This is a genomic window from Umezawaea tangerina (assembly GCF_003002815.1).
Taxonomy (GTDB): domain Bacteria; phylum Actinomycetota; class Actinomycetes; order Mycobacteriales; family Pseudonocardiaceae; genus Umezawaea; species Umezawaea tangerina.
The window spans coordinates 282,707-301,900 of sequence record NZ_PVTF01000011.1 but is presented as its reverse complement, the minus strand read 5'-3'; the positions used below and the strand labels follow the sequence as shown (position 1 = coordinate 301,900).

The following is a 19,194-nucleotide window of genomic DNA, read 5'->3' as shown; positions in this document are numbered from 1 at the left end:
CTCCCCTTGTCCGCCAAGGCTTTCCGGGGGATCACCCGCGGAGGCCGCCGCGCAGCTCGATGGCGATCTGCGCCGCGTCGAGGTCGGCCAGCGCCTCCTCCAGGACCTCGGCGTCGAAGGTGCCGTTGTCGCGCGCGTCGAGCAACGCCGACCTCTGGGCGGAGATGACCGCGAGCCGGTGGGCGGACGCCGGTGAGGACGTCGCGTCCGGATGCGCTGTCGCGGAGGTCGTCCGCATGATCTCGGCGATCCGGTCCCGTTCGGCGGACGCCCTCCGCGCGGCCGCGACGTGGTCGGCGGCAGGCGTCAGGCGGCGCAGCAGCGGGCCGATGGTGCCGCCCTGGACGAGGAGGGACAGCAGCGCGACCGCGAAGGCGATGAGCACGAGGACCGACCGCCGCGGCGTGTCCTCGGGGAGCGTCTGGGCGGCGGCGACCGTCACGGCGCCGCGCATGCCCGCCCACACCACCGCCGTACCTTCGCGCCAGCCGAGCACCTCGCGGCGGAAGTAGTCGAGGTCGGCGAGGATCCGGACGATCCGGCCCGCGAACCGGTCGAGGTCGCGCTCCTTGGGCGGTCTCCCGCGGAGCTTGGCCTCGTCCATGGTCTGCTGCTTGCCCTCCGGTGTGCTCATCCGCTCCTGCAGGCCCCGCACCCGCGTCCGGATCGTGTCGCTGCCGCGGGCGCGGGCCGCGAGGACGGCGAGCAGCGGCCCGATGTAGGCCGCGCGCACGAGCACCGTCAAGGCGAGGGCCGCGGCGGCGACCAGGACGGCCGTGCCGATCTCGTCGTAGTCCGCCCGCACGTCCGCGACGATCGGGCCGATCTGGACGCCCATCGTCAGGAACACCGCTCCTTCCAGGACGAGCTCGACCGTGCGCCAGTTCTGCGAGTCGGACAGGCGGTTGCGCGGGGACAGGTCGCGCGGTGCGCGGATGCCCGTGACGAGACCGGCGACCACGGCCGCGACGAGGCCGGACGCCCCCAGGTGCTCGGCGGGCACGGAGGCGAGGAACGGTGCCGTGAACGAGATGACGGTGTTGACCGTCGGGTCGGTGACGCGCTTGCGCACCAGCAGGTCGAGCCGTCCGACCGCCCACCCGACGGCGAGGGCGACGACGACCGAGTACGCCAACGTGCCCACCGCGCCCCAGAAGGAGAACGCCGCGGCCGTGGTGACGACCGCCGTGCGCAGCAGCACCAGGGCGGTCGCGTCGTTGAGCAGGCTCTCACCGTCCAGGATGGACACCACGCGCCTGGACACCGGTGTCCGCTTGACGATGGACGTCGCGACGGCGTCGGTCGGGCTGATGATCGCGCCGAGCGCCACGCCCCACGCGAAGCCGAGTCCGGGGATGGCGAGCGCGAAGAACAGGCCGAGCAGGAGCGCGGTGCCGATGACGAGGAGCACCGACAGGCCGCTGACGGCCCCGAACTCGCGCCGGAAGTTCATCGGCGGCATCGACACCGCGGACGAGTAGAGCAGCGGCGGCAGCACGCCTTCGAGGATCCACTCCGGCTCGACGTGCACCGATCCGAACATCGGCGACAGGCTCGCGACGACGCCGGTCACGACGAGCAGGAGCGGCGCCGCGACCCCCAGCCGCGGACCCACGACGGTCGCGGCGGCGATCACCGCGAACGCGGTCACCATCACCACTAGCGGCTCGGTCACGTGCTTGCACTCCTGGAGGTTCCGTCGGTGAGGGGCTCGCGGTCGTGCGGGCGCGGCACGGCGTCAGGCCATCCGGACCGACACGTGCCCCCGGTGGTGCCCGGCGAGCAGGGCGACCAGGGTGTCGGGCAGGACCGGGAGGCCGCCGTCGACGCTGGTGTGCGGGAAGGTCATGCCCTCGGCCAACCACCGGCGGAACAGGGCGGGCCACTCCCCCAGCACCTGCGGCGCGTGGACGAGGGCGAAGCCCCGGACCGCCAGGGCCTTCACGATCGCGGCCCCGGTGTCGAACCGCGGCCACGGCGCGCCCGCCTGCTGGGTCGACAGCGCGCCGCCGACGGCGAACCGGGCGTGGGTGGCGGCTACCGCGACGGCCGCTTCGAACTGCGCCCCGCCGACCAGGTCGAGGTAGACCGTGACGCCGTCGGGCGCGTGCTCGCGCAGGGCTCCGGCGAGGTCGTCGACGTGGTGGTCGACGGCCGCGTCGAAGCCGAGCTCGTCCACCAGCCAACGGCACTTCGCGGCCGATCCGGCGGTCCCGATCACCCTGGCCGCGCCGAGCCGCCGGGCGATCTGGCCCGCCAACGAGCCGACACCGCCCGCCGCGCCCGACACCAGGACCACGTCGCCCCGGCCGACCCCGGCGACGTCGCGCACGCCGTGCAGCGCGGTCGCCCCGTTGGCGGTGGCCAGGTGGTACTGCGGCGCGGGCAGCAGGGCCGGGTCGAGGACCCGCGCCGCCTCGACCGCGACCTCGGCGTACTCCGCCCACGGACCCCAGTACGCGACCAGCGCCCCGACCGGTACCGCCTCGGCCCGGCTCGCCACGACGGTGCCGACGGCGGGCCCGGACATCGGCTCGTCGAGCGCGTACGGCGGTACGGGCAGATCGCCGTCGAGGTCCATCCGCTCGCGCATCACCGCGGCCACGCCCAGGTGCCCGGTGCGCACGAGCACGTGGCCGGGCCCCGGATCCGGGACGGGGACCTCGACACCGCGGAAGGCGTCCGTCGTCAGCGGGCCGTCCGGGCGCGCCACCAGGTGCACCGCCCTGGCGCGGTCGGGGATCGCGGCGGTGGCACCGGAAGGGCTCGGCGGGCACTCGTTCATCGTCACGGCGACGCTCCTGCTGCTCGTGGGTCGGCTAGTCGGCGATCAGGACGAGCCGTCCGCGGACGTGCCCGTTCTCCAGCAGCCGGTGCGCGTCGGCGATCCGCGCGAGCGGGAAGGTCCGTTCGACGGGGAGCCAGAACCGGCCGGTCTCGACGAGCCGTCCGACCTCGGCGAGGGCGTGGAAGGCGTGGCCGTCGGCGAACCCGTTGCTGAACCGCACACCGTGCTCCTTCGAGCCCGCGAAGTCGGCGAGCGTCAGCACGTTCTTGGCGTCGCCCGCGAGGTCGACGAGCTGCGGCAGCACGCCGTTGCCCGCGACGTCCACCGCCGCGTCGACACCGTCCGGGGCCAGGGCGCGGACGCGGTCGACCATGCCGTCCCCGTAGGTCACCGGCTCCGCGCCGAGACCGGACAGGTACCCCTGGTTCAGGGCGCCCGCGACGCCGATCACCCGCGCGCCGCGGGCGACGGCCAGCTGGACGGCCGCGCTGCCGATGCCGCCGGAGGCGCCGTTGAGCAGCACCGTGGTGCCGTCGGTGACGTGGAGCTGGTCGAGGGCGCGCGTCGCCGTCTCCAGCGCGCACGGCAGCCCGGCGGCGTCGACGAACCCGAGGGACTCCGGGATGACCGCGCGGAAGGTCAGCAGCGCGAACTGGGCCGCGCCCGCGCCGTCGTCGGAGATGCCGAAGACGCGGTCGCCGACGGCGACGTCGGTGACCCCCTCCCCGAGCTCGTCGACGACGCCCGCCACGTCGCGGCCGGTCGTCTGCGGCAGCCCCGCGCCGAAGCTCAGCTCGCCGCCGCGCAGCTTCAGGTCCGAGGCGTTGACCCCGGCGGCGCGCACGGCGATCCGGACCTGGCCGGGCCCCGGACGCGGGACGGGCAGGTCCACGACCTCCAGGACCTCGGGACCGCCGAACCGCTGGAACCGGGCTGCTTTCATCGTGCTCTCATCTCCGGCGCGGACGCGCCTGTGTCGGGTGTCGTGCGGAAGTGGTGGTGGAGGCGTGGTCGCCTCAGTGCGCGCTCACGGGCGGCGCGTCCGGGTTGGTCGGCAGGGGGCCGCCGCGGAAGAGGACGGCGGCCAGCACGGCGCCGCCGAGGAACAGCGCCGCCGCGACCCGGAACACGAGGTGGTAGCCGGCGAGGGTCGCCTCGACCAAGGCGGCCGGGTCCGCCGCCGTCGCCGGGTGGGCGGCGAGGTGGCCCGCCACCGCGGAGGCGCCCAGCGAGCTGAAGACGGCCAGTCCGATGGACCCGCCGACCTGCTGGGCGATGTTCACCATCGCCGAGGCCGCGCCGGTCTCGTGCGGCCCCACCCCGCTGGTCGCCGCGTTCTGGCCAGGACCGAAGACCAGCCCGAGCCCGAGGCCGATGACGAGCAGGGACGGCAGGACGCCGCTGGCGTAGGTGGAGTCCACGCCGATACCGGTGAGCAGTGCCATGCCGACCGCGGCGAGGAGGCACCCGGCCGCGACGACCGGACGGGGCCCGGTCCTGGGCAGCAGCACCGCGCCGGAGAACACCGCCCCCACCATGATCAGCCCGACCATCGGCAGGAACGCCACCCCGGTCCGCACCGGCGAGAACCCCAGCGTCTCCGCGAGGTAGTAGGTGAGGAACAGGAACACGGCGAACCCACCGGTCCCCGAGATCCCGACCGCCAGGTAGGCCGCGCCCCGGTCGCGGTCCAGGATCACCGGCAGCGGCAGCAGCGGGTCGCGGACGCGGCGCTCGACGAGCACGAACACGGCCATCAGCAGGACGCCCGCGACCGTCGGCCCCACCGTCCGGACGTCGGTCCAGCCGGTCGAGGCCGCGTTGCCGAGGCCGTACACGACGCCCACCAGGCCGAGGACCGCGGTGACCGTTCCCGCGACGTCGAACCGGGTGCGCTCCGGCCGGCCCGTCGCGGGGAGGAACAGCAGCGCGCCGACGAACGCGACCCCGGCGATGACCAGGTTCACGTACAGGCACCACCGCCACGACAGGCCCTGGGTGAGGACACCGCCCAGCAGCAGCCCCAGTGCGCCGCCGGCACCGGAGATCGCGCCGAACACCCCGAACGCCCGCCCGCGCTCGGCCGGGTCGTCGGCGAACGCCACCGCCACCATCGACAGCGCCGCGGGCGCGAGCAGTGCCGCGAACACACCCTGGGCGACGCGGGCGACGAGCAGCACCGCGAGCCCGCCCGCGGCACCGCCCAGCGCCGACGCGGCGGCGAACCCGACCACCCCGACGACGAACACCCGCCTGCGGCCGAAGTGGTCCGAGAGCCTGCCACCGAGCAGCAGGAGGCTGCCGAACGCGAGCGCGTAGCCGGTCACCACCCACTGGCGGCCGTCGGCGGAGAAGCCGAGGTCGTGCTGCGCGGTGGGCAGCGCGATGTTCACGATCGTGGAGTCGAGGACGACCATCAGCTGGGCCAGGCTCAGGACCACGAGGGCGAGCCACCGGTTCACGGGACGCCGCCCGCCGTCGGACGCGACTCCGGTGGTCGGTGCCGCCGAGGCGGCCGGGGCGCCGGACTTCTCCACGGGCGTGACAGGGCTCATGTCGACCTTCGCTGTGTGCGCTGGGTGGTGTCGTCGCAGGTCGAAGTGATGAGGAGGGGAGCTCCCGCACCGTCTACCTAACGTCGTAAAGTCAACTTATCATTGGTAAGTCAGTGGAGCGACGGTAGCATCCGTGATCGTGGACACGGACGAACCCCCTGCGAGCACGACCCGACCGAGGCCGACCGAGGCCGACACCGGGGACGTGGTGTGGCTCCGCGGAGGGTCCGACCGCGCGTCCCGCCGGGCCGAGCCGCTCACGCTGGAGCGGATCATCGTCGCGGCCGTCGCCGAGCTCGACGAGCACGGGGCGGAGCGGTTGACCATGCGACGGCTGGCCCAACGGCTCGCCGTCACCTCGACGGCCCTCTACTGGCACGTCTCGACCAAGGAGGACCTGTACGACCTCGTGCTCGACCACGTCCTCGCCGACGTGCCGATCCCCGCCGCCGACGCCGACCCGCGGTCCGGGGTGCGCGACCTGCTGATCGGCTGGCGGGCCGCGATGCTCGCGCACCCGTGGTCACCCAGCCTGCTCGGACGCCCCATGCTCGGGCCGAACGTGCTGGCGCGGACCGAGTTCCTCCAGGCGACGCTGACCCGCGCGGGCCTGTCCGGCATCGACCTCGCGTCCGCCACCAGCGTGCTCGCCGAGTTCGTGATCGGCGCGGCGATCACCGAGACCACGTGGCTGCGGTTGAACGACCCGGCCGCCCTGGCCAAGGCGCGCACCCACATCGCGGGCCTGAGCAGGCTCTACCCGACGCTGAACGCGACCGGGTTCGTCGACCGCACCCAGTGGTCCGAGGACGACCTCTTCCGCTTCGGCCTCGACCGGGTCCTGGACGCCTTCCTCCGCTGACCCGCCTCAGCCCTCGCCGCCGAACGTGACGACCGGTCGGTACAGGCCCGTGTTGTGCACGGCGCGGGGGGCCGCAGGGTCACCGCCGACCCGCCGCGCCGCCGCCCGCATCTCCGGGTTCGCCGCGGCGTCCCGCCACGCCTGCTCGCTGTCCCAGTGCGCAACGTTGATCAGCTGGAACCTCGTCTCGCCGGAGATCGCCTCGTGGAGCTGGGCGTCGCGGAACCCCGGCGCCGAGGCCATGATCTCCGCGAGCCCGCGCCACCCGGCCTTGAAAGACTCCAGGTCCTCGCGGTCGACCTCGAAGACGTTGAAGAAGGTCACCGGCCCGGTCGACTTACCCGCGTTCTGTTCCATTTACCAATGGTAAGTCATCGGGTCGGCCGTTGTCCCCATACGAGACGGCCGCAGGTCAGGTCTTGCGGACGAGGCCGGTGTAGCCGGCGACGAAGAGGGTGGCGAACGCCCAGCCGAGGACCTGGAGGACGTAGGCCGCACCGAGGTGCCACTGGCCCGCGGTGGTCGCGGTGGTCAGCTCGCAGCGCTGCTTGCCGCCGGTGCCCAGCAGCGGGATGGCGATGTCGGCGCCCAGGCCGACGTTCTCCACCAGGGTGCACGGGTCGCCGCCCACCGCCCTGGGGTGGGCGGTCAGGTGGTTCGCGTCGGCCGACAGGACGAGCGCGGTGGCCAGGCCGAGGACCGCCAGGAGGAAGGCGAGGGCCCGCCAGGGGCGGTAGCCGTACCCGATGAGCACGCCGCCGGTGGCGTGCAGGGCGCGGCGCAGCGGTCCGCCGAGGTCGCCACGGCGACGCAGGTCCCGCTGCTGGGCGACGAGGACCCGGCGCGCGTCGCGTTCGTGCCCGGCGGCGCGGTGCACCACCGCGAGCTGCTGGTACGGCTGGGCCGCGTACGTCGTGGTGCGCTCGCGCAGGAGGGTGAGCCACTCGGAAAGCGTCGCGCCCCAGGGGATGGCGGGGTAGCGCAGTCCGTCGAGGACGACGCGCCCCGGCTCGTCCGGGGTGCCGAGGGCGTCGAGCGGCAGGGCGAGGTCGCCGCCGACCGCCGCACTCGCGAGGTCCAGGCACAGGCGGTCCTCGTGCCGGTTGCGCAGGGTCGCGCCCTCGACGAAGAACTGCCCGGCGACGGCGGCGCCGTGCAGGCGGACGGCACCGTCCGCACAGGTCGCCTCGGCGCGGAACCCCTCGTTCAGTAACACGTCACCGTCCACGGCCACGCCGTCGGCGAGGAGGGCCGGACCCTCGGGGTTGTCCAGGCGCGCGCCGCCCAGGGAGAGCGAACCGGAGATCCTGGCCGAGAGCAGGCGCACCGCACCGTCGGCGCTCGCGGCCTCGGCCCGGAACCCCTCGTTCAGGAACACGTCGCCCTTGACCGCGATGCCGTCGGCGGCGAGGGCCGGGCCTTCCGGGTTGGCCAGGTGCGCACCCCTCAGGTCGAGCTGGCCGGTGACGGCGGCCCCGAGGAGGCGGACGGCCCCGAGGGTGCTGGTGGCGTCCGCGCGGAACCCGTCGCGGAGGACCACGTCGCCGCCGACGGTGACGCCGTCGGCGGCGAGGGCGGGCCCCTCGGGGTTGCCGAGGTGGGCGCCCTCCAGGACCAGCGAGCCGGAGATCCGCGCGTCGGTGAGGTCGACACCCCGTTCGCACCGGGTGTCCCGCAGGACCAGGTCGTGGTCGCACCGCAGGGAGGCGGCGCCGACCGCCCGGAACCGCGACCCCGTCAGGTCGCAGTGCGGCAGGTGCGCCCTGACCAGCACCAGGGGCTCGTCGCTCGTGCACGCCAGGAGCACCAGGGGAAGCGCCGTCCGCAGGTCGGTCAGGTCGAGCTCGCCCTCCACGACCGCCCCCTTGAGCCGCACGCCGCGCGGGTCAGGGTCCGCGGTCAGCACGCCGCGCAGGAGGTCGCGGACGACCCGCGCCCGGACCGACCGGTCCCCAGGCCCGGACAGGTCCAGCACCTCGCCCGATCCGACGGCGGCGACCAGGCGCTGTTCCGAGTCGGTCAGGTCCGTCACGGCCGTGACTCTAGCGACGTGATCACGCCGGGGCGGACGGTGCTCGCGACGACCCGGTGCGGGCGCGGGAGCGTCGGGGGAACCGTCCAGGACACCCGCGGCCGGTCACGCCGGGCGAGCCCCCGACAGGTGGCAGCCGCACGAGTCGCGGTGGCGGAAGGTCGGGTCGAGCACCTGCCGCCGCGCGGGCCTGGACGGGTCCCGGATGCGCTGGACGACGAGGTCGACGGCGATGCCGCCGATCCTGGCGACGTCCTGCTCCATCGCGGTGAGCCGCGGTTCGAACAGGTCCGCCCACTCGAAGTCGTCGTAGCAGACCAGGGCGACGTCGGCGGGCACCCGGAGGTCGAGGCGGCGCAGCGCCCGCATCGTGCCGATCGTCATCGCGTTGTTCCCGACCACGACGGCGGAGGGTCGGGCGGGACCGGAGAACAGCTCGTGCACGACCTGCTCGGCCCGCGCGGCGTCGCTGCCGCCGTCCAGCTCGAGGCCGGGATCGTCGTCCAGGCTCAGCGCGGCCACGGTCCGCCGGAACCCGTCGACGCGCTCGGAGGTCGACGGCAGGCCGCGCAGGCCGCACACCATGGCGATCCGGCGGTGGCCGATCTCGGCGAGGTGCTCCACGAGACGTGCCGTCGCGTCGGTGTTCTCGGAGCCGACCTGGTCCAGCTCGGCGTCGACGAAGCGGTCGATCAGGACCGTCGGCGCCCCGGTCGACTCCAGGTAGGGCAGCGCCCGGTCGATCGCGTTGACCGACGGGGCCAGCAGGATCCCGTCGGTGCGGCGACCCAGCAGCTCCTCCACCACGCGCCGCTCCACGTCCGCGTCGTCGTGGGTGTCGGCGAGCATGAGCATGTACCCGGCCGCGCTCGCGCTCGCCTCGACCGCGCGGATCAGGTCGCCGAAGTAGGGGTTCGCGGCCGAGGAGATCGCGAGCCCGAGCGACATGGTCGTCGACGTCGCCAGGGACCGCGCCACGACGTTGTGCCGGTAGCCGGTCGCGGAGATCGCCTCCAGCACGAGCTCGCGGGTCGAGTCCGACACGATCCGGGTGCCGTTGAGGACGTGCGAGACCGTGGACTTGTTGACCCCTGCGGCCAGGGCGACGTCCGCCATGGTCACAACAACGCCTTTCCGCATGATCGGGAGTATATCGATCCACCTCGTACAACCGGTTGCGCAACCGGTTGTACGAGGTTACGGTTCTGCTTCCGCCGGGGCCGCCCGGCCGGTGGCGAGGAGGCCGCGATGACGTCGAGCGCCGAGCCCCTGCTCGCCGTGCTGGCCTCCAGGGCCCGCGGTCTCGCGCGCGGCGGACGGCGGGCGGTGCTGGGCATCACCGGCGCGCCGGGCTCGGGCAAGACGACCTTCGCCGACGCCCTCGCCGCACGGCTCCGCTCCACCGGACGGGAGGTGGCCCGCGTCCCGATGGACGGCTTCCACCTCGCCGACGACGAGCTGTCCCGGCTGGGCCGCCTCGACCGCAAGGGCGCGCCGGACACCTTCGACACCGCCGGGTACGCGTCCCTGCTGGGGCGCTGTTCCGCGACCGACGGGGAGGTCGTGTACGCACCGTCGTTCGACCGGCGCGTCGGGCAGCCGATCGCCGGGAGCATCCCCGTACCGCCCTCCGCGGAACTCCTCATCACCGAGGGCAACTACCTCCTGTTCGACGGGGAGTGGGCGCGGGCCGGGGAGTTCCTCACCGAGACCTGGTACGTCGAGGTGGACGAGCACGGACGCCGGCGCAGGCTGGTGGCCCGGCACGTGGCGTTCGGCAAGCCCGCGGCCGCGGCCCGGGAGTGGGCGGCGCGCGTCGACCAGCGCAACGCGGACCTCGTGGCGTCCTACCGCCACCGCGCGGACCTGGTCGTGGACCCCGATCGAGGACAGGCGTTCCGGCCTGGCCGATGACAGCGGCGCGGCCAGGACGGGCGGCGCACGGAGATCCTTGGAGGACTCGATGACGAGTTGGGGACGAGCGGGCGCGGTGGTCGCCGCCGCGGTGCTGGTCGGCACCGCGGCGTGCTCCGGAGCGGGTGGCAGCGGCGGCGGGGACGGCGGCGGGGCCATCTCGGTCCTGATGGTCAACAACCCGCAGATGGTCGACCTGCAGAAGCTGACGGCCGACGACTTCACCAAGCGGACCGGGATCACCGTGGACTTCACGGTGCTGCCCGAGAACGACGTCCGCGACAAGATCAGCCAGGAGTTCACCAGCCAGGCAGGCCAGTACGACGTGGCCACGCTGTCGAACTTCGAGATCCCGATCTACGCCAAGAACGGGTGGGTGGCGCCGCTGGACGACCACATCGCCAAGGACACCGCGTTCGACCAGGGTGACGTCCTGCCCCCGATGACGTCGTCGCTCACCGCGGCGGACGGCAAGGTCTACGGCGAGTCGTCGTTCCTCATGTACCGCAAGGACGTGCTGGAGGCCAAGGGCGTGACCATGCCCGCCGCCCCGACCTGGCAGGAGGTCGCCGACATCGCCGCGCGGGTCGACCACGCGCAGCCGGACATGCGGGGCATCTGCCTGCGCGGCCAGCCCGGCTGGGGCCAGGTCTTCGGCCCGCTGACCACCGTGGTCAACACCTTCGGCGGCACCTGGTTCGACCAGGACTGGAACGCGCGGGTGAACGCGCCGGAGTTCACCGAGGCCGTGCGGTTCTACACCGACCTGGTCAAGGCGCACGGGGAGAGCGGCGCCGCCCAGGCCGGGTACACCGAGTGCCTGAACGACATGGTCCAGGGCAGCGTCGCGATGTGGTACGACGCGACGGTGGGAGCGGGCACGCTGGAGGCCGACGACTCGCCGGTCAAGGGCAAGATCGGCTACGCGCCCGCACCGGTCGTGAAGACGCGCAGCTCCGGCTGGCTCTACACCTGGGCGTGGGCGATCCAGAAGGCGAGCAAGAAGCAGGACGACGCCTGGAAGTTCATCTCGTGGGCGTCGGGCAAGGACTACGAGAAGCTCGTCGGCGACCGGCTCGGCTGGGCGAAGGCGCCCGCGGGCAAGCGCGCGTCGACCTACGCCAACGCCGACTACCTCGAGGTCGCGCGGGCGTTCGCCGAGCCCACCAGGAACGCGATCGCGAACGCCGACCCGAAGAACCCCGGTGTGCAGCCGCGGCCCGCTCCGGGCATCCAGTTCGTCGGCATCCCCGAGTTCCCGGACCTCGGGACGAAGGTCTCCCAGGACGTCAGCGCCGTGATCGCGGGCAGGCAGACGGTGCAGGAGGCCCTGGACAAGGGCCAGCAGGCCGCGGAGGCGGTGGGCCGGAAGTACCGGGGGTGACGGCGGTCCGGCACCGGTCGGTCCTCACAGGACTGGCGGACGCCCACCATCCCGACGGCACCGGGTGGTGGGCGTCCGCAGGTCCTGTCCGGCCGGTCGCAAGTGGACCGACGCGCCGTTCCCCTTCCCGCCCACCGGGATGCCACCCGGCGCACCGGATCGCTCGCGGGGTCGCCCCGTCGGGCGGCGTGTACCTTTCTGGTGGTCATCGCCGGGTCGGCGGGGGCAGGACGAGCTGGTGCGGGGGCGGTCGAATGAACTTTCCGGTGGCGGCACTGTCGGCGGCCTCGCTGTCGTCGCTCGGTCCCGAGGTGGCCATGCCCACCTACGACCGGAGCGCGGTCGCGGTGGGGATCGTCCACCTGGGCGTGGGCGCCTTCCACCGCGCCCACCAGGCGCTGTACCTGGACAAGCTGATGAACCGCGGGCAGGCGCTCGACTGGGGGATCTGCGGTGTGGGCGTGCTGCCGGGCGACGCCGGTGTGCGCGACGCGCTGGCCGCCCAGGACGGGCTCTACACCCTGGTGGAGAAGCACCCGGACGGGCGGCAGGAGGCCCGTGTCGTCGGCTCGATCGTGGAGTACCTGCTCGCGCCCGACGACCCCGAGGCCGTGATCGAGAAGATGGCGGGCGAGGCGGTCAGGATCGTCTCGCTCACCGTCACCGAGGGCGGCTACAACCTCGACGCCGTCACGGGCGAGTTCCAGGCCGACGACCCCGGTGTCGTGCACGACCTGGAGCCGGGTGCCGCACCGCGCACGACGTTCGGGCTCGTCGTCGAGGCGCTGGCCCGCCGCCGCGAGCGCGGGCTGGCCCCGTTCACGGTGCTGTCGTGCGACAACATCCAGGGCAACGGGCACGCCGCCCGGCGCAGCTTCACCGCGTACGCGCGGCTGCGGGACCCGGAGCTGGGCGAGTGGGTGGAGGCGAACGTCCGCTTCCCCAACTGCATGGTCGACCGCATCACCCCCGTCACCACCGACGAGGACCGAGCCCTGGTCGCCGAGCGGTTCGGGGTGCGGGACCGGTGGCCGGTGGTGTGCGAGCCGTTCACCCAGTGGGTGCTGGAGGACGACTTCGGGACGGGGCGGCCGGAGTTCCAGGACGTGGGCGTGCAGGTCGTCGCCGACGTCGAGCCGTACGAGCTGATGAAGCTGCGGCTGCTCAACGCGGGCCACCAGGCGCTCGGCTACCTCGGTTACCTCGCCGGACACCGGCTGGTGTCCCAGGCGAGCCAGGACCCGCTGTTCGCCGGGTTCCTGCTGGACTACATGGTCCGGGAGGCGACGCCGACGCTGTCGCCGGTGCCCGGCATCGACCTGCACGCCTACCAGCGGCAGCTGGTCGAGCGGTTCTCGAACCCGCAGGTGCGCGACACGGTGGCGCGGCTGTGCGCGGACAGCTCCGACCGCATCCCGAAGTGGGTGCTGCCGGTGATCCGGCACAACCTGGAGCACGGCGGGGAGATCGAGCGGGCCACGGCCGTCGTGGCGGCGTGGGCGCGCTACGCCGAGGGCGTCGACGAGCAGGGCGAGCCGATCGAGGTCGTCGACCGGCTCAAGGCCACCCTCGTGCCGCTGGCGAGGTCCCAGCGCGAGGACCCGCTCGCCTTCATCCGCAACCGGGACGTGTTCGCCGACCTCGCCGACGACGAGCGGTTCGCCTCCACCTACCTCCGCCTCCTCGCGTCGCTGCACCGCGACGGCGCCCGCGCCACCCTGGAGGCGCTGGCGTCGCGCTGACCGGTCAGCGCCCGGGCCGTCCTCGCGCCCACGCGGTCGCGTGCTCCTGGACGAACCCGGTGAACGTGCGGGGCGGACGGCCGGTCAGGTCGAGCACCGCGGTGCTGACCTGGTCGTCCCCTCCCGCCCCTGCGCTGTCCTCCACGGCGGCGAGGGCGGCGGCGAACTCGGCGGGCATACCGGCCGCCCGGTAGCCGGCGGCGACCTCGGCGGAGTCGACGCGCACCAGCCGGACCGGGCGTCCGGCGTGGGCGGTGATGACCGCCGCGGCGTCCCGGTAGCTCAGCGCCTTGGGGCCGGTGAGCAGGTAGTCGGGCTCGGCGGCGGAGCCGGTCAGCAGGGCGGCGGCGGAGGCGGCGATGTCGCGCGCGTCGATCCAGCCCACCCTGGCGTCGCCCGCGGACGTGCGGATCTCGCCGTGCAGGCGGATGTGCTCGCCGAGCGGGTGCGGGCTCAGGAAGTTCTGCATGAACCCGGACGCGCGCAGCACGACCCAGCCGGGGCTGGCCCGGACCTGTGCGGCCAGCTCCAGGGCGCCGGGGGCGTCGGGCAGCACGATGGCGGAGCCGAGGAGCACCACCCGGCGCACGCCGAGGCGGCGTGCCATGGCCAGGAACGGTCCGACGCTCGGCATCGGGTCCACGCTCTGCACCGGCGGCACCAGGAAGACCCGGTCCACCCCGTGCAGCGCGGCCGGGTGCGTCGTCGGGTCGGACCAGTCGAACCGGACCGCGCCGGGGTCGTCCGCGGCCGGGTGGCGACTGGCCACCCGGACCGGAACACAGTTGTCGCGCAACAGGTCCACCAGCGCGCCGCCGGTCTTCCCGGTGCCGCCGGTCACCAGCACGCCGGTCATCGCGCGGTCTCCGGGCGCAGCGAGTCCAGCAGCTCGGACCACGTCCCGGCGGCCGCGGCGGTGGCGAGCGGGCTCCAGTAGTCCCGGTAGCGGCGGATCAGCCCGTCCACGACGACGACCACCGCGATGTAGTCCAGCCGGTAGGGCTCCCCGGTGCGCACGGTGGTCCCGGTCGCGGTGAACTCCACCACGACGGTGTCCGGCTGTCGGGTGTGGTGCACGGTGACCTCGGGGACCTCCCGCACGTCGACCAGGTCCGGGTAGCCCGCCAGGTAGCCGCGGACCTCCTCGCGCCCGACCAGCTCGCGCGGCGAGGTGCCCGCGGCGAACGGGAACTCGGCGACGCCGTCCCGCGCCCACAGGTCGGCGACGGCGTCCATGTCCTTGGCCAGCAACAGGTCCAGGAGACGGCGGACCGTCTCCTCGGGAGTACTCGGCACGGTGTTCTCCAGTGCTCGGCGGTGTGTGCGGCTCCAGGCTGGCCGCGGACCGGCGGGCCTCGGAACGGACGGCTGAGCCCCGGACCACTGGTCCGTGGCCAGGCCGGTGCGCCCGTGCCACGATGGGGGCGATGAGCAGAGGCGAGCTGGCCGACTTCCTGCGCCGCAGGCGGGAGGCCCTGCGTCCGGACCAGGTTCCGGCGGGCGCCACCCACCCACCGGGGCAGCGCTCGCGGCGCACCCCCGGCCTGCGCCGCGAGGAGGTCGCCGCGCTGGCCGGGATGTCGGTCAGCTACTACGAACGGCTGGAGCAGGCCCGCGCGCCACGCCCGTCACCGGAGGTGCTGGCCGCGTTGGGGACGGCCCTGCGGCTCACCGCGGCCGAGCGCGACCACGTGGCGCGGCTGGCCGGGCAGGTCCCGCCCGGCACCGACGCCGACCGGGGGACGGTGCCCTCCGACGCCCTCCTGCTGCTCGACCGGCTCGGGGCGATCCCCGCCTACCTGGTCGACGACCGGCAGGACGTCGTGGCCTGGAACGACGCCGCGGCCGCGCTGGTCACCGACTTCGCGCGGCTGCCCGCGCAGGACCGCAACACCGTGCGGCTGTCCATCCTGCTGGGCGGCGACCTCTGCTCGGCGCCGCCGGGCGCCGAGGGCGAGTTCGCCCGGCAGTCCGCCGCCCAGCTGCGCGCGGCGGGCGCCCGCTACCCGAACGACCGGGTCATCGGCGAGCTGGTCAACGAGTTCGCGGCGCACAGCCCGGCTTTCGCCGCGGGGTGGCGCGACCACGACGTGCGCCCCGTGACGACGCTGCGCAAGCACCTGCGCCACCCCGTGGTGGGCGACCTGGTGCTGGACTGCCAGACCCTGGTGGTGCCCGGCACCGACCTGCGGCTGGTGCTGTACACCGCCGAACCGGGCAGCCCGAGCGCCGCCGCGCTCACCCGCCTCGGCACACCGGGCGGGCACCGCGGCTGATCAGCCGATCGCGGCGAGGTAGTCCGCGACCGCCCCGGCGTCGCCCGCGTCGGAGATCAGCCCGACGTGGCCGTCGGGGCGGATCAGCACCAGGGTGCGGTCGGTCGCGCCGTAGGCGGCCGCGAGGTGCTTCCCGGTGTCCACGACGTCGTCGGGCCCGGTCGGGTGGTCGACGACGTGCAGGGTCCTGACCGCGAGCCCCGCCGGACCAGCGAGCCCAACCGTGTCATCGGGCCCGAACGCCAGCAGGGTGAACCGGGCGCCGCGGGTCAGGTCGAACAGCCGTCGGCCGCCGTCGACCACGGCCAGCTCCGTCGCGTCGGGGGCGCGGTCGCCCGCGCGCAGTGCCGCTGCCTCGTCGCGGTCGTCCCACGCGAGCCGGGAGCCGCGGTACCCCACGTCGAGCTGGATCGTGCTCGCGTCGCGCCGGGTGGGCATCGCGTTGGCCTTGAGCACCTGGTCGAGGCGGGCGTTGGAGAGGGCGAGCACGTGGGCGGCGACCGGCCGGCGTTCGGCCTCGTAGCTGTCGAGCAGCTCCGGCGACGCGCCGTTCACGACCGCAGCGAGCTTCCAGCCGAGGTTGTGCGCGTCCTGGACACCGGTGTTCATGCCCTGCCCACCGGCGGGTGAGTGGATGTGCGCCGCGTCGCCAGCGAGCAGGACGTTGCCCTCGCGGTAGCGGTCGGCCAGCCGGATGTTGGCGCGCCACAGCGACGACCACTCCGGGTCGTGGAGGCGGATGTCGGTGCGGCCGGTCCGCCGCTCCAGGACCGCCCGCAGCGCCGCGAGGTCCTGCCCCGGCTCCGCGCCGGGCGCGACGGAGGCCCCGTACTGGAACAGGTCGGTCGACGGCAGCGGGCACAGGCTCAGGAGGCCGTCCTCGTGCTGCCACGCGTGCCAGGCCTCTCGGTCGAGGCCGTCGACCGCGAGGTCGGCGATGACCATCCGGACCTCCTCGCGCGTCTCCCCGACGAACGGGATGCCCGCCTGCTTGCGAACGGCGCTGTGGCCGCCGTCGCAGCCGACCAGCCACCGGGCCGTGACGGTCTCGGGCACGCCGCCGGTGACGAGCCGCGCGGTCACGCCGCCGTCCGACTGCTCGAAACCGACCAGGGCAGTGCCGAACCCGACCGCGCCGCCGAGCTCGGACAGCCGCCACCGCAGCGCCTCCTCGACCCGCCACTGGGGTGTGACCAGGCTCGCCGCGTAGGGGATGTCGGGGCGGTCGGCCAGCGACTCGGGCACGGCCCCGCCGCGCGTCACCCGACCGTCGGGCGCGGTCGAGTGCAGGGGCATCGCCAGTCTACCGACCGCCAGCACGCGGTCGGCGATCCCGAGGTCCTCGAAGATCTCCAGGGAGCGCGGCTGGACCCCCTTGCCCCGCGACCCCGGTCGCGGACCGGGTGCCGCGTCGACCAGGCGGAACGGGACGCCCAGGCGGGCGAGCCCGCAGGCCAGCGTCAGGCCGGTCGGGCCCGCGCCCACGACCAGGACCTCGGTTGTCGTCGGCTCTGCCGTCATCACGTCTCCACTACAAGAAAGGGATCACTTTCTCCGAAGCTACGTCGGGTTGAGGAGAAAGGCAAACCTTTCTATCCTCGGGCGGTGGTCACCAACGCGGCCGAACCGGCCCGGCGTCGACGGCACGGCGAGCAGCTGGAGTCCGCGATCCTCACCGCGGGCTGGGACGAGCTGGTCGAGGTCGGGTACGCCCGCCTGACCATGGGGTCCGTCGCCGCCCGCGCCCGCACCAGCGAGCCCGTGCTCTACCGCCGCTGGCCCAACAAGGACCGGCTCGTGCTCGCCGCGCTCGAGCACCACCGGACCGCCCACCCGGTCGCCGTGCCCGACACCGGCACACTGCGGGGAGACCTGATCGCCCAGCTGACCTCGGTGAGCGAGGCCCTGGCGGGCTTCTTCGCCATCGCCGCAGGCGCCGCGTTCTCCGGGTTGCTGGCCGACACCGGGATGTCCCCCGCCCGGATCCGCGAGCAGATCGCGGGCGACCAGCTGCTCCCCCACCGGCGGACCGCCTACCAGCGCGCGCACGCCCGTGGCGAGATCGACCTCGACCGCGTCCCCGAGCCCGTGCTCGCCCTGCCCTTCGACCTGGTCCGCCACGACATGCTCATGGCCCTCAAGCCGGTGGACCCCGACCGCGTCCGGTCGATCGTCGACGACCTGTTCCTGCCGCTGCTGGCGGCCCACCGGACGGGCTGAGCCCCGGCGACGAGGTGGGCCCACCTGGAGTCGGCGTGCGGTGTCCCGCCCGGTGACGACGACCGGGCGGGACACCGTTCAGACGACGGACCGCGCGGTCACGAGCACGCGGCACCGTTCAACGACGCCGAGGTGAACGGCGGCGTCGACCCGCTGTAGGTCGCGTTGTAGCCGACGGTCGTCTGGCCACCGGACGCGAGGGTCGCGTTCCACGAGGCGTTGCCGACCTGGACCACGTCCCCGGTGTCGGTCCAGGTCCCGTTCCAGCCCTGCGTGACGGACACGCCCGGCGCCGAGAACAACAGGGTCCACCCGGTGATCGACGGCCCCCGGTTGGTGATGACGATCTCGCCGGTGAACCCGCCCGACCACTGGCTCACCACCCGGTGGGACACCGCGCAGCCCCCTGCGGGGTTCCCGGTCGTCGTGGTCGTCGTCGTGGTGGTCGTGGTCGGGCCCGCCGCGATCGCCAGGTCGTAGGCGCGCTGCGGGACGAACTGGCCCGCCGAGGCGATGCAGCCGTCCGACTCGCCCGGCAGCTTGACCCACAGGAAGGCGTCGATCCTGGAGTCCCCGGTAGCGGTCGTGCTGGGCGTGCCGATCGCCCGCCCCGCCGGGTCGCACCACTCCTCGCCCAGCGGACCGTTGCCGTTGCGGCTGGTGTCCACGACGGCCTTGAGCCTGCTGTCGCCGACGGCGTTCAGCACCGCCTTGGCGTAGGCGACCTCGTCGGAGGTGGTGCGGTAGTTGGAGACGTTGGTGGAGATGCCGTCGGCGCTGTTGGAGACGTCTGCGGCCCGCAGCCTGCTCGCCGCCTCCGACGGGCTGAGCCAGGCGGAGTTGCCGATGTCGAGGTACACCTTCGCCTGCGAGGAGCCCGCCTTGAGCTTCCTGCCCGCGTAGGCGATGGACGCCTTGGTCTGGTTCTGCTGGTCCGCGCTCTGGCAGTTGCTCATGATCGGCAGCACGTCGGGCTCCAGGATGATCGCCGCCGGGCGACCGGCCAGCCCGGCGGCGACCTCGTCCACCCACGCCCGGTAGGCCGAGTGGGACGGCGCGCCTCCCCCGCTGGCCCCACCGCAGTCGCGGTTGGGGATGTCGTAGACGACCAGGATCGGGATCTTCCCGGCGGAGGCGGCCGCGCCGACGAAGGAGCTGATCTCCGCGCGCACCGACGAGGTGTTCGTGGTGGTGAACCACCGCGCCTGCGGCACCGAGGCGATCCGGTCCCGGATGACCGACGCCCGCGAGTCACCGGGGTTGGCGGCGACCCACTTCGCGCTGGAGCTCGACGGGTCGACGTAGAACGCCGAGTCGGCCGCCAGGGCGGTCGGTCCGCCGCCCACCGCCAAGGCCACGACCGCGGTCAGGAGCGAGCTCGCGAGCACGCTCGCGGCGACGGCCTGCTTTCCCAGCTTCAT

The 19,194-nt window shown here is 74.0% G+C and carries 17 protein-coding genes; 6 read left to right on the top strand and 11 right to left on the bottom strand.

Going from position 1 to position 19,194, the window contains the following annotated elements; genetic code table 11:
* Positions 1-31 precede the first annotated feature (31 nt).
* The 4 genes from CLV43_RS33655 to CLV43_RS33640 form a co-directional block, all read right to left on the bottom strand.
* Complete coding sequence (locus CLV43_RS33655) at positions 32-1,675, bottom strand: cation:proton antiporter (RefSeq protein WP_106192361.1); 1,644 nt, start codon at positions 1,673-1,675, stop codon at positions 32-34.
* Positions 1,676-1,738: 63 nt separating this feature from the next.
* A complete protein-coding gene (locus CLV43_RS33650; RefSeq protein WP_106192515.1) occupies positions 1,739-2,785 on the bottom strand; it encodes an MDR family NADP-dependent oxidoreductase in 1,047 nt (348 codons plus the stop codon).
* 34 nt (positions 2,786-2,819) lie between these two features.
* Entirely contained in the window at positions 2,820-3,731 is a 912-nt protein-coding gene (locus CLV43_RS33645; protein WP_106192359.1) for an NADP-dependent oxidoreductase, read from the bottom strand.
* Between the two features lie 73 nt (positions 3,732-3,804).
* Positions 3,805-5,343 (bottom strand): DHA2 family efflux MFS transporter permease subunit, encoded by a 1,539-nt coding sequence (locus tag CLV43_RS33640; RefSeq protein ID WP_106192358.1) that lies wholly within the window; start codon positions 5,341-5,343, stop codon positions 3,805-3,807.
* Between the two features lie 139 nt (positions 5,344-5,482).
* Between CLV43_RS33640 and CLV43_RS33635 the strand changes: the two genes are divergently transcribed.
* The gene (locus tag CLV43_RS33635) at positions 5,483-6,205 is read left to right on the top strand and encodes a TetR/AcrR family transcriptional regulator (RefSeq protein ID WP_106192514.1); all 723 of its coding nucleotides are present in this window, start codon (positions 5,483-5,485) and stop codon (positions 6,203-6,205) included.
* Between the two features lie 6 nt (positions 6,206-6,211).
* On the opposite strand, the gene CLV43_RS33630 is transcribed toward CLV43_RS33635, so the two are convergent.
* The 3 genes from CLV43_RS33630 to CLV43_RS33620 form a co-directional block, all read right to left on the bottom strand.
* On the bottom strand, positions 6,212-6,562 hold the full coding sequence (locus CLV43_RS33630; RefSeq protein ID WP_106192356.1) for an antibiotic biosynthesis monooxygenase family protein: 351 nt from the start codon (positions 6,560-6,562) through the stop codon (positions 6,212-6,214).
* 55 nt (positions 6,563-6,617) lie between these two features.
* A complete protein-coding gene (locus CLV43_RS33625; RefSeq protein WP_106192355.1) occupies positions 6,618-8,237 on the bottom strand; it encodes a hypothetical protein in 1,620 nt (539 codons plus the stop codon).
* Positions 8,238-8,342: 105 nt separating this feature from the next.
* Positions 8,343-9,377 carry a LacI family DNA-binding transcriptional regulator gene (locus CLV43_RS33620; protein WP_106192354.1) on the bottom strand — a complete coding sequence of 345 codons (1,035 nt, stop codon included), beginning with the start codon at positions 9,375-9,377 and terminating at the stop codon, positions 8,343-8,345.
* Positions 9,378-9,485: 108 nt separating this feature from the next.
* Between CLV43_RS33620 and CLV43_RS33615 the strand changes: the two genes are divergently transcribed.
* The 3 genes from CLV43_RS33615 to CLV43_RS33605 all read left to right on the top strand — a co-directional run bounded on the left by CLV43_RS33615 (position 9,486) and on the right by CLV43_RS33605 (position 13,277).
* A complete protein-coding gene (locus CLV43_RS33615) occupies positions 9,486-10,151 on the top strand; it encodes a nucleoside/nucleotide kinase family protein (protein ID WP_106192352.1) in 666 nt (221 codons plus the stop codon).
* Positions 10,152-10,200: 49 nt separating this feature from the next.
* On the top strand, positions 10,201-11,535 hold the full coding sequence (locus tag CLV43_RS33610) for an ABC transporter substrate-binding protein (protein WP_106192350.1): 1,335 nt from the start codon (positions 10,201-10,203) through the stop codon (positions 11,533-11,535).
* Positions 11,536-11,789: 254 nt separating this feature from the next.
* Positions 11,790-13,277 (top strand): mannitol dehydrogenase family protein, encoded by a 1,488-nt coding sequence (locus tag CLV43_RS33605; protein ID WP_211304683.1) that lies wholly within the window; start codon positions 11,790-11,792, stop codon positions 13,275-13,277.
* A 4-nt stretch (positions 13,278-13,281) separates the two neighbouring features.
* On the opposite strand, the gene CLV43_RS33600 is transcribed toward CLV43_RS33605, so the two are convergent.
* Both CLV43_RS33600 and CLV43_RS33595 read right to left on the bottom strand, forming a co-directional pair.
* Positions 13,282-14,133: a Rossmann-fold NAD(P)-binding domain-containing protein gene (locus tag CLV43_RS33600; RefSeq protein WP_106192347.1), complete on the bottom strand. Its 852-nt coding sequence runs from the start codon at positions 14,131-14,133 to the stop codon at positions 13,282-13,284.
* On the bottom strand, positions 14,130-14,573 hold the full coding sequence (locus CLV43_RS33595) for a nuclear transport factor 2 family protein (protein WP_245887166.1): 444 nt from the start codon (positions 14,571-14,573) through the stop codon (positions 14,130-14,132). Before CLV43_RS33595 ends, CLV43_RS33600 begins: the two co-directional genes overlap by 4 nt.
* Before the next feature lie 131 nt (positions 14,574-14,704).
* Between CLV43_RS33595 and CLV43_RS33590 the strand changes: the two genes are divergently transcribed.
* Positions 14,705-15,553: a helix-turn-helix transcriptional regulator gene (locus tag CLV43_RS33590; protein ID WP_106192345.1), complete on the top strand. Its 849-nt coding sequence runs from the start codon at positions 14,705-14,707 to the stop codon at positions 15,551-15,553.
* Here the strand turns inward: CLV43_RS33590 and CLV43_RS33585 are convergent, their stop codons facing one another.
* The gene (locus CLV43_RS33585; protein ID WP_106192343.1) at positions 15,554-17,074 is read right to left on the bottom strand and encodes an FAD-dependent oxidoreductase; all 1,521 of its coding nucleotides are present in this window, start codon (positions 17,072-17,074) and stop codon (positions 15,554-15,556) included.
* A gap of 84 nt (positions 17,075-17,158) precedes the next feature.
* On the opposite strand from CLV43_RS33585, the gene CLV43_RS33580 reads away from it, so the two are divergent.
* Positions 17,159-17,773: a TetR/AcrR family transcriptional regulator gene (locus tag CLV43_RS33580; protein WP_106192342.1), complete on the top strand. Its 615-nt coding sequence runs from the start codon at positions 17,159-17,161 to the stop codon at positions 17,771-17,773.
* 98 nt (positions 17,774-17,871) lie between these two features.
* Here the strand turns inward: CLV43_RS33580 and CLV43_RS33575 are convergent, their stop codons facing one another.
* On the bottom strand, positions 17,872-19,194 hold the full coding sequence (locus CLV43_RS33575) for a glycoside hydrolase family 6 protein (protein ID WP_106192340.1): 1,323 nt from the start codon (positions 19,192-19,194) through the stop codon (positions 17,872-17,874).